Here is a 13,430-nt window from a genome sequence, read left to right on the forward strand (position 1 = left end):
AGAATCCGTCAACGGAGACGCTGACGCGCGATATTCTCCGAGAGAAGATGACCAATGTCAGCGAGTAAACGGGCTGGCTCTACGGGCTTTTGCAGGACCCTTTGTGCACCGGCAGTCAACGCGTTTTGCAGAGCCTCGTCGCGATCTTCGCCGGTCAAGACGATCACCGGAACTGCGAGACTATTCATTGTTTTTTCGGCCTCGCGCAGATCGGTGACAACATCCAACGGATCCCCACCCGGCATGTTCAAGTCGGTTATAATCAGGTCAGGCGGCGCGCCGGGCGCGCGAACAAGATTGTGGAAACTTGGGACATCCGTGACCCATCGAACCTTGTGACCATTCTTCTGCAGCATCGTACGCAGCAGCATGGCACTGACCGGATCATCTTCGGCAAGAACGATATCCAACTCTCTTTGGATATCGAAAGGCACAAATGCTTCGATCCCATCCGCATGGGACGGCACGCTCTGCGACTGATTGTCGATACGGCTGAAACCACGCATGCGGCCACTCAACACGTCGACAAGCGACCGCTCTCGCAGGGGGCGGATCAGCCAGGCATCGAACAGATCCTGCGGCTGCGAGGCCCGCTCCTCCGGATTGACGAGGAGAATGCGATGCAGAGGTTTGTGAAGCGGCTCGCAGGCATAATCCGATGCCAGCCGATGGTCGACGATCAGATCCGTGAAAGGCGCTTGCCCATCCGCCGCCCGGTCGATCAGCATCGACACGTCCTGCGTTGTGGAAAGGTGGCGGCAACGGCCGCCCAGCGCCTCGATCGTTGCAACGGTAGCCTGAGCCGTTGGCCCTTGCGGCGCGAGCAAGATCACACAAGACCGCGCCAGCATGCCGCTTCTGTCGGTTTCGCCCGCGGCCACATCTTCGGCAAGACGAACAGGGAAGCGAATTGTGAAGGTACTGCCCTCACCCTTACGGCTCTTGACCGAAAGAGAACCGTCGAACTCCGCCAGAATGCGCGACGCGATGCCGAGGCCGAGGCCTGTCCCTCCACTGCGAGCCTCCACCGATCCGACCTGTTCGAACTCACCGAAGATTCTCGCCTGCTCTTGGGGTGTCATTCCCGGACCAGTATCGATGACAGCGATTTCGACGTTAGCCTCAGCAAGGGTCACCCGAACGAGCACACCACCGCTGGAGGTGAATTTTACCGCGTTGCCCATGACATTGAATAGAACCTGGCGAAGACGAGCGGGATCGAAATCCAGCAATTCGGGAAGATCGGCGGCAAAGGTCGCGGCGATCTCGATGCGTTTTTCGTGGGCGCGTGGAGAGAGCATTTCCACTACGCTTTCCAGCAACTGGCGAAGATTTTCCGCTCTCGTGTTCAGCCGGAAACGGCCTGCCTCCATGGTGGAGAGATCGAGGATATCATCGACCAGCTGGGCCAGGAGATGGCCGGACTGGCGAATGCCGCTGAGATAGTTCTGCTGTTCAGCGGTCAGCTTCGTCTGGCTGAGCAGATGTGTCATGCCGAGAATGCCATTCAGTGGCGTTCGGATCTCATGCACGACAGTCGAAAGGCGGCGCGATTTTGCTTCGCTAGCGGCTTCGGATTCTTTCAGGCGGTTCTTCAGCGAGTGCCGGCCGGGCGACAAACGTTTCAACTGGAAAATAAGGTTCTGCAGTGGGCTCAGGTGCCGCGGGGTTACAGCAGCGAAGAAATCCATTTCTGCGGGCGGCTCGACGATGAGTTCAGACAATTGCTCCGCCTGCCCTTCAGCAGAATGGGGCTGGGAGAAGGCCTTGGTCAATCTGTCTTGCAACTCGGCGAGGGTGCGCATGGATTAAGCCTACACGGGCTTTCCTTCGCAATCCTTAGGCCGACGGCTTAACAGGGACTTAATCGCCCGATTTCGATCCGATAAGCTCATCCAGAATAACCAAGCCGGCTCCGATAGTTATGAAGCTGTCGGCCAGATTGAAGACGGCAAACGACCACGTCTCTGTATGAAACAGGATGTAATCTATGACGTGACCATAGACCAAACCGTCGATCAGGTTACCGACAGCGCCGGCGATAATCAGGGTGAAACCTGCATGCGCAAATGTTCTCGAAACCGGGGTGCGGCGCCAAAGCCAGAGAACGACACCAACGATGACAATGCGCATGCCAATAATGAATTCGCGCTCCATGCCGGATAGAAGCGAGAAGGCAACACCGAGATTATACGTTCGGAAGAGCGCCAGGAACGGGATGACCGGCACTGCTTCGTGCATAGGCAGCCAAGCTTCCACCGCAAGCTTGATGGCCTGATCGAGAATGACCGCAATTACGATGACGATGCCTGCAATCAGTGGCCGAGACAGAGGTGTTACGCCTTGCGTCATGTTCTGTCTTCCAACGTCAAGAGGTGGCGGCGCGCTTCGAAAAGCATGACGGCGGTTGCGACGGCCAGATTGAGGCTGTCGGCAAGGCCCTGCTGCGGTATGCGCACGGTACGATTGGCGGCCTTGGCAAGATTATCCGGCAGGCCGGACTGCTCATTGCCCATCAGGATGACGACCGGCTTGCTCTTGTAGTCGGCCGTACGATAATCGACGGCACCGGCAAGATGGGTTGCGACGACATTGACGCCTGAACGCTTCTGCCAGCCAAGAAACTCGTCCACCGAGCATTTCACCACGGGAAGTGCGAAGACCGAGCCCATCGTGGCACGGACGGTTTCAAGCGAGAACGGATCAGTGCAATCGCCAACGAGGATGACGGCGGAAGCACCGGCAGCATCTGCCGTGCGTATGATCGTGCCGAGATTGCCGGGATCGCGGACGCGATCGAGCGCCACCAAGGTTTCATCCCTGCCAGGTGCAAGGTCTTCCAGACGCTTCCAGCGTTGTTCGAAAATGCCGACAACCATTTGCGGATTGTCCCGGCGGGTAACCGACGAGAGGACCTTTTCGGAAACTTCCAGAACAAGGCCACCATTTGCCACCGTGCGGGTGGCGGCCTGCTCGACCAGTGGCTTGCCCTTGGCGGCCTTGGCATAAATGAGAGTGCGGATTTCCCATCCGAGTTCCAGCGCGTCTATGACGAGCTTCAGGCCTTCGGCCATGAAGATCCCGGCCGCTTCGCGGTCCTTCTTGTTGGAAAGCGCCTTGATATCCTTGATGATCGGGTTGGCGAGCGAGGTAACTTCCTTCACCTGCCCGACCTTGCGGGCACCCGGCTTTCTGAATTCGTCTGTCATTGGGAAACCCAGCGGCTGAAGAGTGAGGTGGATAGGGCACGGCCACGGGCCTTGCCGTCGATACCCGTCTCACGAATGACGAGTTCACCCGATTCCACCGTGCCACCGGCACCGCGCATCGTCTCGCGCATCAGCTCGTGGATGGAATAGAAGCTCGCCCGGATGGAATAGGCAGTGAGGACCAGTCCGACGGAATTCTTCGACAGAAGTTCACGGCAGACGTCGAGCATGACGGGCAGGTGCTCGAAAAGCTCCCAGACTTCGCCATTCGGACCACGGCCGAATTTCGGCGGGTCGGTGAGAATGATATCGTAAGTGCTGCCCCGGCGCTCTTCGCGCAGGATGAATTTCATCGCATCCTCGCAGATCCAGCGGATCGGAGCCTTGTCGAGACGCGAAAGAGCCTGGTTTTCCCGCGCCCAGCCGATGGCCTTTTTAGAGGCGTCGACATGGGTCACCTCTGCGCCGGCAGCAGCTGCCACCAGCGACGCCACTCCGGTGTAACCAAATAGGTTGAGCACCTTGAGCGTGCGGCCCTTTGCCTTCGCCTCTTCGACCCGATCCCGGACCCAGGTCCAGTGGACGATCTGCTCGGGGAAAAAGCCCATATGGCGGAATGCGGTAAAGCGGCCTTGAAAATCGATGTCCAGCAGCGAAAGTGGCCAGGTCTCGCCGAGCGCTTCACGCGGAAACTTCCAGCGGCCCATGCCGTCTTCATCGGTGTTGCCGGTGAAGACGGCATCGGCCCTGTTCCAGACGTCCGCTGACAGAGATGGCTGCCAGAGCGCCTGCGCCTCGGGCCTGACGACAAAATACGGACCGTATTTTTCGAGCTTGAGACCCTTGCCGCTGTCGACCAGATGGAAATCGCCGGCATTCTGCGACTCAAGAATAATCGGAACATTTTCTTTCGGCAGATCGCCCTCGCGTACCATAAGCGGTCGCGTTTGCGCTGCAGACTGGCTGATGACGGGCTTGACCTCGCTCGCCTTGTCGCTTGCTTTCGGACGCGATGCGGCAACGGGAGACTTCGGCTTGCCGGTGACGCTATGCCGGTCCTGCGCATTGCCGCCCCGAGAAGGAGCCTTCTGCCCCATCCGCTTGTCTCTGCTCTTCAACGGTTGATCCTTCGCTTTCATTTTCGTGCAGATAGCATCTGCAGCGCATTCGGCAAAGCCCATGCGATCATACGCGACGAAAGCAAATGCGGGGAGCAGGATGGGGCTATTCCAGGTCTGCGGGCCGAAAAAAATAGCCCACGATGTCAGGAGGATTTCATCACAGCGGTTACGCGAGACTGGGAAGGAACCGGGGCCGGTTCGCCATCTGTCAGCCCCGTCGAGCGGCGATCGCCTTATGCTCTTTCTGCCATTTCACCGCTTCCTTGGCTTCGACGCGAGCCTGGCGGCGATAGTGGCCTTGTTTCCACCACGTCACAGAAGCGCCGATCACCATGCCCACCAAGATCGCCAGGAAAACAAAAACAAAGAACGGCGCCGAAACGGACAATATGCTGTCTTGTGGACGGAACGGGTTTAGCGCCAGTGTGACCACCTGCCTGTTCGCCACCGCCAAGACAATCAGGACGATGCCAATCGGCACGAAAACGACAAGCGAAACAATACGCTTAAGCTTCGTCATAGGTCACTCCGGCAATTTCTCATTCAGCCATAGCAGATTGGCCCGGACGCCACAGTTTCAAGACCCTGCGGCGATATCCGCGCTCAATCGTCCTCGTCGGCCATGCCCGGGTTGAGGCGCTCACGCAACTCTTTACCGGTTTTGAAAAACGGCACCCATTTTTCCTCGACAAAGACGCTCTCACCCGTACGCGGGTTGCGCCCGGAACGCGACGGACGGTTCTTTACCGAGAAAGCGCCGAAACCACGCAGCTCAACCCGGTTACCGCCAGCAAGCGCATCCGTGATTTCATCGAGCACGGCATTGACGATGTTCTCGACGTCGCGATGGTAGAGATGCGGATTGCGTGCCGCAACGATCTGTACCAATTCAGACTTAATCACGGTTGCCCCCTGAAAAAATTAGATTTTCAACCTTTGCCAACCTGCCAAACCGAGACAAGACCGTCAAGGAACAACTTGCCGGAACCCCAACCATCGATCGCATCCGGCGTGATCGGCAGAGTGACACCGAGATAACGGAAAAGCCCCGTCAGCGCATGGGCAAACCAGAAGGACGACGAGGAATCGCTCTTTTTCCACTCGACAATCGGCAGATCGCGGGAAACGTCGCGCGTATCAAGATAATCCAGAATGTCGTCGTCGCCGCCGAGCTTGTCGATGAGCTTGACGTTCAAAGCCTGCCTTCCGGTGAAGATCGTGCCGTCAGCAAGTTTCAAAACCTCGTCGCGCGGTAGCTTTCTGCGTTCGGCCACAAGGTCCACAAACCAGCCATAGCTATCCATGATCATGTTGCGGATCATGCCCTTGGCTTCCTCGCTGGCCGGATGGAAAGGCGACGGCTCGGCCTTAAGCGGTGAGGACTTTATTTCCTCGAGCGATACACCGATCTTCTTCATCAGCTCATCGGCCTGCGGATACTGGAAAATGACGCCGATCGACCCGGTGATCGAGCTTTCGCCGGCAATAATCGTGTCTCCGGCCGTAGCGATCATGTAACCGGCAGATGCCGCCAAGGTGCGAATGTCGGAAACGACCGGCTTCTTTTCGGCCACCTTGCGGATGGCCTGATAGAGGCGCTCGCCACCATAGGTGGTTCCGCCGGGTGAGGAAATAGAGACGATCAAGGCCTTGGCCTGGCTACTTTCCGCAACACGATCAAGACGCTCGATCAGCTCACGGTCATCCGTGATCATTCCGGAGATATTCACGCGAGCGATATGGGGGACGGCAGAACCGGATTGCTCACCGGCGATTGCCCAATAGGATACGAAGCCAATGGCCGCCAAAAAGATCAATGCCGCGACGCGCCAGAAGCTGAGCTTGCGGCGCAACTGGCGCCGATCCGCGATTGCCATTTGGTCCATAAAATTTCCCTTAATGCCTAAAGCGCTTTACATAGGCCCCAATTTGCCCGATTGCAGCGGTTCGTATCACGTTTTTATGTTCTCCATTATTGTTTGTTGAAGAATAAAAACCATATTGGCGGTCGACGATTGATCGCCCTGCCCTATCGGCTAGCGAAGAGATCGCCGGAAACGACGAAATGGAGCTTCATGCTGCAGCATATACGAAAGACAGGAAGCATACTCGCATCGATACAGGCGCCGACAAGCGCTTACGATGCTGCGCTGTCCCATTCTTCGCGCGTCAGCCGGCTGAAAATTCTCCTACCTGTGGCTGCGGGCCTAATTTCGCTTGGCTTTATTGGCGTTGCCATTGTCCGGACCTATCTGCCAGAAAATCTGTCAATCGAGAGCGCCAAGATAGAAGACGGAAAGATTGTCATGGAGCGGCCCGCCATATCCGGCCGCAACAGTGACGGGATCAGCTACTCTATGCTGGCCAACAAAGCTCTTCAGGACATCCAAAACCCTAATAAAATCACGCTCAAGGACGTCAAAGCGGCAGTGCCGATCAATGACGACCTGATCGCGCGCGTAACCGCAACAAGTGCAGATTTCGACCGTGGTGCCGACATCCTGGATCTGACTGCACCATTCGACGTCAATCTGAGCAACGGGATCACCGCCCACTTCCAATCTGCTCATCTCGATATTCCCGGCGGGACGATGAACACGCCCGATGCGGTTAATATCTCGATGAGCCAAGGCTCTATTGTTGCAGATTCCATGAAGATCACCGATAAGGGGCATACCCTCAACTTCACCGGTAAGGTTCGGGTCCATCTCGATCCCGCAGCCATCCGCAACAAAGGCAAATAGAGCCCGGCCGCCATGATGCATCGTTGTTTTTCACTCAGCATTCCTGCCGCGACCGCGGTGGCCATGTTTTCCTGCCTCAGTGTTTCCGCCTTTGCTCAGTCTACAACGAGCAACATGAGCGGTCTCAAGCTGTCGAACGATCAGCCTATCCAGATCCAGAGCGACCAGCTGGAGATCAAGGATCAGGAAAAAAAGGCTTATTTCACCGGTAATGTGAATGTTGTGCAGGGCACAACCACACTGAAGGCCGGCAAGATGACCGTTCAGTACAAAGAGAAAGCCAATGGCGACGGCGGTGCGGCGTCGATTTCCAGCGGCAACGCCGACATCGACAAGATTTTTCTCGATGATACGGTTTTCCTGAGTTCGGGTACACAGCAAGCGACAGCCGAAGCTGGCCAGTTCGACATGGCGAGCCAGACGTTTGTGCTGACCGGCAAGCAGGTTGTGCTTTCCGATGGACCGAATGTGTTCAAAGGCTGCAAGCTGACTGTGCAGATGGCGAGCGGCCAAGCCAAGCTCGACAGCTGCGGTGGTCGCGTTGAAATCATGCTCGACCCAAAGTCGCGGCCTAAACAATAGACTCATAACGTGAAACTTCCTTTTCTCCCCCAGTTGACGGCAAGGAAAACGCCTTCGCCCGAACCCTTTATCGCACGCGACAAGGCGCGCTATGAGGGGACCCTCGTCGCGCATGGACTTTCCAAGACCTATGACACAAGACGCGTTGTGAACGGCGTATCGCTGGTCGTGCGCCGTGGGGAGGCCGTTGGCCTGCTCGGGCCGAATGGCGCGGGCAAAACAACCTGCTTCTACATGATCACCGGCCTTGTTCCGGTCGATGAGGGAATGATCGCGATCAACGGCAATGAAGTAACGCGCATGCCGATGTATCGCCGGGCGCGACTTGGTGTCGGCTACCTGCCGCAAGAGGCTTCGATCTTTCGCGGGCTGTCGGTGGAAGACAATATCCGTGCCGTGCTCGAGGTCCACGAACCCAACCGGGACAAGCGAGAAGCGAAGCTCGACGAATTGCTGGAAGAATTTCACATCAGCCAGCTCCGCAAGTCTGCAGCCGTGGCCTTATCGGGCGGCGAACGACGCCGCCTGGAAATTGCCCGGGCACTGGCAACAGACCCGTCGTTCATGCTGCTCGACGAACCTTTTGCAGGTGTCGATCCAATTTCCGTATCGGATATCCAGAATCTTGTCCGACACTTGACGGCACGCGGCATTGGCGTACTGATAACCGATCACAACGTGCGTGAGACGCTCGGCCTTATCGATAGAGCCTATATCATCCATGCGGGTGAAGTGCTGACCCACGGCCGGGCTTCTGACATCGTTAATAACCAGGATGTCCGTCGACTTTACCTTGGCGACAAGTTCAGCCTTTAAAATAGCGTCACAATTCCGCCACCTCGGCGCTTGACCAAATCTCTCAAAAAAGCAATTCTTGTGCCAGATGCGCATGACGGCCACGCAATGAGTGCGCGGCCGGGTGTTTTGGGAGTTTAGCGTCCACCATGGGTTTAACCGCCAGCCTTTTCCTGCGACAGACCCAATCGCTTGTGATGACTCCGCAGCTGATGCAGTCGATTCAGCTGCTGCAGATGACGCATTTCGAACTGAACCAGTTCATCGCGCAGGAAATAGAAAAGAACCCACTGCTCGAAATTTCGCCATCGGACGGCGAAAGTGGCGCAGAATTGGGCTATGGCGACACAACGGATCACATTGCCGCAGAAGCCGATGTCGATGCGGGAGCATGGCGGGACGAGCAGGGTATCGTCATTACAGAAACGTTTGGCGAAGGCCTGGACGGCGGCACTGAAAACGTCTTTCCCGACGACCCGCCCGAGCGGCGAGGAGATGCGCCCGAGCTAATGGGCCAATGGAAATCGATGCCAGCGGGTGATGCCGGCGATGATTACGATATCAACGATTTCATTGCCAGCGAAGTCGGCCTACGGGAGCACATCAGCCAGCAAATCCCGCTGCTGCTCAAACAGTCGCAGGATCGCCTTATTGCCCAGCAGCTAAATGAAGAACTGGACGATGCAGGATATCTTCAGGCCGACCTCGACGAGATCGCTGCCAGGCTCGGCATAACGACCGAGTACGCCGAGCAAGTACTGGTGCGCCTGCAGACACTTGATCCACCCGGCATATTTGCCCGTTCACTCGGCGAATGCCTGGCGATCCAGCTTAAACAAAGGGATCGGCTCGATCCCGCCATGGATACCCTGGTCCGCCACCTGGACCTCTTGGCGAAGCGTGATTTCGCAAATCTCAGAAAGTTATGCGGCGTCGATGACGAGGACCTCATCGACATGTTTGCTGAAATTCGCCAACTGAACCCGAAGCCGGGTGCAGATTTCGCAACTCAGGTCGCTGATGTTATTTCGCCGGACATCGTCGTCCGTCCTGCCAATATCGGCGGCTGGGCGGTGGAACTTAATCCGGAAACCCTGCCACGCGTTCTGGTCAACCAGACCTATTTTCAACAGGTATCGAAGAACTGCCCGAAAAACAGCGGAGATTACGCATTTCTTTCCGATTGCCTGCAGAACGGCAACTGGCTGACCCGCAGCCTGGACCAGCGCGCCAAGACGATCATGAAGGTCGCAACAGAGATCGTCCGCCAGCAGGACGCTTTTCTCATGCACGGTGTCGATCACCTGCGCCCGCTCAATTTGAAGACCGTCGCAGAAGCCATCAAGATGCACGAGTCCACGGTAAGCCGCGTTACTTCGAACAAATACATGCTGACGCCGCGGGGCATGTTCGAGCTCAAATACTTCTTCACGGTTTCGATCGGATCGGCCGATGAAGGTGGCGACAGCCACTCCGCCGAGGCCGTTCGCCACAAAATCAAGATGCTGATAACACAGGAAGCTGCTGACGCCGTTCTTTCCGATGACGACATCGTGACCAGCCTCAAGCAGGCAGGAGTAGACCTAGCCCGCCGCACGGTCGCCAAGTATCGGGAAGCCATGAACATTCCCTCGTCGGTTCAGCGCCGGCGAGAGAAGCGCGCTGCGGCCAGAGTAGCCACGTTGTGACCAGCGTGCGATGCATCCATAGGTCGAGACGTTGACTTCCTTTCCAACGAAGGCTAGAAGCGCCGCCGCCAGCGGGGCTTCCCCACAATTCCGCGCAAGGCAGGACAGGTAGCGCTATTTTGCTGCAATCGGTTCGGACGGCTTGGATGAGAGAGCGGCTTGGCGTAGACTGGAACACGCAAGTCACGACAAGAAGGAATAATTCCATGAGTGTGCGTGTTTCCGGTAAGCATATGGAAATCGGTGATTCTTTCCGCCAAAAGATCGAGGACCATATCGGGGAGGCCATAACCAAATACTTCGATGGAGGCTATTCTAGCCAGGTTATCGTAGAGAAATCCGGCCCACGTTTTTCTGCCGATTGCAAAGTGCATCTCGATACGGGGATCGTGCTTCACGCCGCAGGCGAAGCCAATGATCCGCAGGGCAGTTTCGATGCTGCCGCCGAGCGTATAGAGAAGCGTCTGCGTCGCTATAAGCGCCGTCTAAAGGATCATCACGCTGGCACCAACCAGCAGAACGGCTTTGCCGAAGTGGCTTACACGGTCATGGACCGGGTGCCTGAAGAGGCAGACGATGTGCCGGACGATTTTGCTCCGACGATCGTTGCCGAAACTACCAAGCAGCTGAGAACGATGTCAGTTGCGACGGCCGTCATGGCATTGGATATGACGGATGAACCCGTGCTTCTTTTCCGTAGCCCCGGTGACGAGAAGCTGAACATCGTTTACAGGCGCCACGACGGCAATATTGGCTGGATCGACTCCACCAATATCAAGAACTAACGAAACTCGGGAGGCGTCGGCAACGACGCTTCCCCTGCCTTCGCGGCACAAAGGAAGAAACGAATGGCATTGGCAGATCTGCTGCATCAAGATGCGATTATCCCTGCCTTAAAAGCGACCTCCAAGAAACAGCTCCTGCAGGAATTGGCGACTAAGGCCGCCAAGCTGACGGGCGTTTCCGAACGGGAAATCTTTGACGTCATCCTGCAGCGCGAGCGGCTGGGATCGACGGGTGTGGGACATGGCATCGCCATTCCGCATGGGAAGCTTAACGGTATTTCATCGATCAGCGGCATTTTTGCGCGGTTGGAGAGCCCTGTCGATTTCGAGGCACTGGATGACGAACCGGTGGATCTCGTATTCCTTCTTCTTGCTCCGGAAGGCGCTGGCGCCGACCATCTCAAGGCGCTTTCGCGCATTGCACGCGTGCTGCGTGACCAGGATCTTGCCGCGAAACTGAGGCAGACCGATTCCGCCTCCGCGATCTATGCCTTCCTCAATGAAGAGCAGACTAATAACGCGGCTTGAATGCCGCTTTCCTTTTCATGAAAATCGATTGATCAGATCATTTCCGCGTTTCTTCGAAACGCGAAACGGGCCTGTCTATTTTTACCGCGATTCCTGACGGAAAACCGGTTTCCACTCCTGCCGATATTGCTTTTAGCAGGCGAGATCAGCAACGACCGCGTCTAGGATAAGCATCCCCTTTGGCGTGCAGCGCAGACGCGAATTGCCGAGACGCTCGATAAACCCGTGTTCCAGTAAAGTCTGCTCCCGGACAGGATCCGGATCGCGGCCGGAGAGTTCCTGCCAGCGGGCGAGATCGACGCCTTCGGTGAGGCGCAGCCCCATCAGCAGCAGTTCGTCTGCCTGCTCATCGTAGCCGAGAACTTCCTGATCGTTCATCCCGTGGCCTTCGGCTTCTACACGCTCAAGCCAGGTTTCGGGACGGCGCTCGGTGGCGGTGGCGATCTTGTTACGGCCACGGGTAAGACGACCATGTGCACCCGGCCCGATACCTGCATAATCGCCATACCGCCAATAGGTCAGGTTATGGCGGCTTTCGGCGCCGGGCTTTGCGTGATTGGACACTTCATAAGCCGGCATGCCGTGACGTGCGGTGATTTCCTGTGTTGCCTCGTAAAGCAAGGCGGATTGATCGTCATCCGGCACGATGAGCTTGCCTGCCTTGTGCAATCCGTAAAAGGGCGTGCCTTCCTCGATCGTTAGCTGGTAGAGGGACAAATGGTCAACCGCATAGGAAATTGCCTGCTTAAGCTCGGCTTCCCACGCTTCAACCGTCTGCCTGGGCCGGGCATAGATAAGGTCGAAGGACATGCGCGGAAAAATCTCACGCGCCAGCCGTATCGCTTTCAAAGCATCCGCAACATCATGCAGCCGGCCGAGAAATTTGAGATCGGCATCGTTGAGGGCCTGCACGCCCATGGATACACGATTGACACCGGCTGCCCGATAACCACGAAAACGCTCCGCCTCGACACTGGAGGGGTTGGCTTCCATGGTGATCTCGATTCCATCCGGAACGTTCCAGTGACGGGCAATGCCGTTGAGGATCGCCTCAACGGTTGAAGGATCCATGAGCGACGGCGTACCGCCGCCAAGAAAAATGCTGGTCACGACTTTCGGGCCGCTCATCTTCCGCATCGTTTCCATCTCTTTGAGGAAAGCGGCGGTGAAACGGGCCTGATCCACCGGCTGATGGCGGACATGGCTGTTGAAGTCGCAATAGGGACACTTGGCAGCACAAAACGGCCAATGGACGTATACGCCGAAGCCCGGCTCACCCGTGTCGGGAAGCAGCGTATTGGGCAGGTTGGAGGCTACGGCGTTCACGAAGGATCAGGCCTCCAGGCAGGTTTCGACGAAGAGTTTGAAGGCGCGGGCGCGGTGCGACAGGGCATGCTCGTCGCCCGGCTTCCAGCCATGCTTTTCTTCACTGGTCATCTCGCCGAAGGTCGTTTCATAGCCTTCAGGCTGGAAAAGCGGATCGTAACCGAAGCCCGCGGTGCCACGCGGCGGCCAGGCGACCACACCTTCGACCTCGCCGCGGAACAGCTCGGTATGGCCATCCGGCCAGGCGAGGCAGAGCACGCTGACGAAACGGCAGGTGCGCTTGTCGGGCGTATCAGCGCCCTTTTCCTGCAGCGCTTTCTCGACCTTTTCCATCGCCATCTGGAAATCGCGGCTGCCATCCTCGCGCTCGGCCCAGTTGGCCGTATAGACGCCCGGTGCGCCGCCGAGAGCATCAATCACGATGCCGCTGTCATCCGACAACGCCGGAAGGCCCGAAGCCTTGGCCGATGCCAGCGCCTTGATCGTGGCGTTTTCCTCGAATGTCGTGCCGGTTTCGTCCGGCTCCTCGAACTTCAGTTCCGCGGCAGACTTTGCCGAAAAACCGAATGGTCCGATCAACTCGGCGATCTCCCTGATCTTGCCGGCGTTGTGGCTTGCGACAACGATCGTCTTGGTCTCGAGCTTACGCATG

15 protein-coding genes are annotated in these 13,430 nt (G+C 57.1%); 6 read left to right on the forward strand and 9 right to left on the reverse strand.

Annotated features, from left to right (window positions below; translation table 11 throughout):
• Positions 1-8: 8 nt before the first annotated feature.
• From ACI3K0_RS11180 to sppA, 7 genes are all read right to left on the reverse strand, one after another.
• On the reverse strand, positions 9-1,805 hold the full coding sequence (locus ACI3K0_RS11180; RefSeq protein ID WP_183823583.1) for a hybrid sensor histidine kinase/response regulator: 1,797 nt from the start codon (positions 1,803-1,805) through the stop codon (positions 9-11).
• 58 nt (positions 1,806-1,863) lie between these two features.
• Positions 1,864-2,352, reverse strand: a complete 489-nt coding sequence (lspA, locus tag ACI3K0_RS11185; protein WP_183823585.1) for a signal peptidase II — start codon at positions 2,350-2,352, stop codon at positions 1,864-1,866.
• Entirely contained in the window at positions 2,349-3,209 is an 861-nt protein-coding gene (locus tag ACI3K0_RS11190; protein ID WP_183823587.1) for an RNA methyltransferase, read from the reverse strand. The genes lspA and ACI3K0_RS11190 overlap by 4 nt, the downstream gene beginning before the upstream one ends.
• Positions 3,206-4,327, reverse strand: coding sequence for a class I SAM-dependent methyltransferase (locus tag ACI3K0_RS11195; RefSeq protein ID WP_394353663.1), 1,122 nt, complete (start codon positions 4,325-4,327; stop codon positions 3,206-3,208). The genes ACI3K0_RS11190 and ACI3K0_RS11195 overlap by 4 nt, the downstream gene beginning before the upstream one ends.
• Positions 4,328-4,538: 211 nt before the next feature.
• Positions 4,539-4,850 carry a lipopolysaccharide assembly protein LapA domain-containing protein gene (locus ACI3K0_RS11200; protein WP_183823589.1) on the reverse strand — a complete coding sequence of 104 codons (312 nt, stop codon included), beginning with the start codon at positions 4,848-4,850 and terminating at the stop codon, positions 4,539-4,541.
• 83 nt (positions 4,851-4,933) lie between these two features.
• Positions 4,934-5,233, reverse strand: a complete 300-nt coding sequence (locus ACI3K0_RS11205) for an integration host factor subunit beta (RefSeq protein WP_112454414.1) — start codon at positions 5,231-5,233, stop codon at positions 4,934-4,936.
• 26 nt (positions 5,234-5,259) lie between these two features.
• Positions 5,260-6,216 carry a signal peptide peptidase SppA gene (sppA, locus tag ACI3K0_RS11210; RefSeq protein WP_148146000.1) on the reverse strand — a complete coding sequence of 319 codons (957 nt, stop codon included), beginning with the start codon at positions 6,214-6,216 and terminating at the stop codon, positions 5,260-5,262.
• A gap of 189 nt (positions 6,217-6,405) precedes the next feature.
• Between sppA and lptC the strand changes: the two genes are divergently transcribed.
• The 6 genes from lptC (at position 6,406) to ptsN (ending at position 11,452) form a co-directional block, all read left to right on the forward strand.
• Positions 6,406-7,074: an LPS export ABC transporter periplasmic protein LptC gene (gene lptC / locus ACI3K0_RS11215; protein WP_148146279.1), complete on the forward strand. Its 669-nt coding sequence runs from the start codon at positions 6,406-6,408 to the stop codon at positions 7,072-7,074.
• 63 nt (positions 7,075-7,137) lie between these two features.
• Entirely contained in the window at positions 7,138-7,656 is a 519-nt protein-coding gene (locus tag ACI3K0_RS11220; protein ID WP_246436069.1) for an LptA/OstA family protein, read from the forward strand.
• A gap of 33 nt (positions 7,657-7,689) precedes the next feature.
• On the forward strand, positions 7,690-8,472 hold the full coding sequence (gene lptB, locus ACI3K0_RS11225) for an LPS export ABC transporter ATP-binding protein (protein ID WP_148146280.1): 783 nt from the start codon (positions 7,690-7,692) through the stop codon (positions 8,470-8,472).
• A gap of 128 nt (positions 8,473-8,600) precedes the next feature.
• Positions 8,601-10,139 (forward strand): RNA polymerase factor sigma-54, encoded by a 1,539-nt coding sequence (gene rpoN / locus ACI3K0_RS11230; protein ID WP_183823593.1) that lies wholly within the window; start codon positions 8,601-8,603, stop codon positions 10,137-10,139.
• Positions 10,140-10,345: 206 nt separating this feature from the next.
• On the forward strand, positions 10,346-10,924 hold the full coding sequence (gene hpf / locus ACI3K0_RS11235; RefSeq protein ID WP_148146003.1) for a ribosome hibernation-promoting factor, HPF/YfiA family: 579 nt from the start codon (positions 10,346-10,348) through the stop codon (positions 10,922-10,924).
• 63 nt (positions 10,925-10,987) lie between these two features.
• On the forward strand, positions 10,988-11,452 hold the full coding sequence (gene ptsN / locus ACI3K0_RS11240; protein WP_183823595.1) for a PTS IIA-like nitrogen regulatory protein PtsN: 465 nt from the start codon (positions 10,988-10,990) through the stop codon (positions 11,450-11,452).
• A 132-nt stretch (positions 11,453-11,584) separates the two neighbouring features.
• On the opposite strand, the gene hemW is transcribed toward ptsN, so the two are convergent.
• Both hemW and rdgB read right to left on the reverse strand, forming a co-directional pair.
• Positions 11,585-12,778: a radical SAM family heme chaperone HemW gene (gene hemW / locus ACI3K0_RS11245; RefSeq protein WP_183823597.1), complete on the reverse strand. Its 1,194-nt coding sequence runs from the start codon at positions 12,776-12,778 to the stop codon at positions 11,585-11,587.
• A gap of 6 nt (positions 12,779-12,784) precedes the next feature.
• On the reverse strand, positions 12,785-13,429 hold the full coding sequence (rdgB, locus tag ACI3K0_RS11250; RefSeq protein WP_183823599.1) for an RdgB/HAM1 family non-canonical purine NTP pyrophosphatase: 645 nt from the start codon (positions 13,427-13,429) through the stop codon (positions 12,785-12,787).
• Position 13,430: the final 1 nt, after the last annotated feature.

Source organism: Rhizobium sp. ZW T2_16, assembly GCF_044987325.1.
Lineage (GTDB): Bacteria > Pseudomonadota > Alphaproteobacteria > Rhizobiales > Rhizobiaceae > Neorhizobium > Neorhizobium cellulosilyticum.

Bases quoted from the DNA above. Each gene is read 5' to 3' on its own strand.
- ACI3K0_RS11180 (WP_183823583.1), bottom strand. From the start codon at position 1,805: ATGCGCACCCTCGCCGAGTTGCAAGACAGATTGACCAAGGCCTTCTCC.
- lspA (WP_183823585.1), bottom strand. From the start codon at position 2,352: ATGACGCAAGGCGTAACACCTCTGTCTCGGCCACTGATTGCAGGCATC.
- ACI3K0_RS11190 (WP_183823587.1), bottom strand. From the start codon at position 3,209: ATGACAGACGAATTCAGAAAGCCGGGTGCCCGCAAGGTCGGGCAGGTG.
- ACI3K0_RS11200 (WP_183823589.1), bottom strand. From the start codon at position 4,850: ATGACGAAGCTTAAGCGTATTGTTTCGCTTGTCGTTTTCGTGCCGATT.
- sppA (WP_148146000.1), bottom strand. From the start codon at position 6,216: ATGGACCAAATGGCAATCGCGGATCGGCGCCAGTTGCGCCGCAAGCTC.
- lptC (WP_148146279.1), top strand. From the start codon at position 6,406: ATGCTGCAGCATATACGAAAGACAGGAAGCATACTCGCATCGATACAG.
- ACI3K0_RS11220 (WP_246436069.1), top strand. From the start codon at position 7,138: ATGTTTTCCTGCCTCAGTGTTTCCGCCTTTGCTCAGTCTACAACGAGC.
- rpoN (WP_183823593.1), top strand. From the start codon at position 8,601: ATGGGTTTAACCGCCAGCCTTTTCCTGCGACAGACCCAATCGCTTGTG.
- hpf (WP_148146003.1), top strand. From the start codon at position 10,346: ATGAGTGTGCGTGTTTCCGGTAAGCATATGGAAATCGGTGATTCTTTC.
- ptsN (WP_183823595.1), top strand. From the start codon at position 10,988: ATGGCATTGGCAGATCTGCTGCATCAAGATGCGATTATCCCTGCCTTA.
- rdgB (WP_183823599.1), bottom strand. From the start codon at position 13,429: ATGCGTAAGCTCGAGACCAAGACGATCGTTGTCGCAAGCCACAACGCC.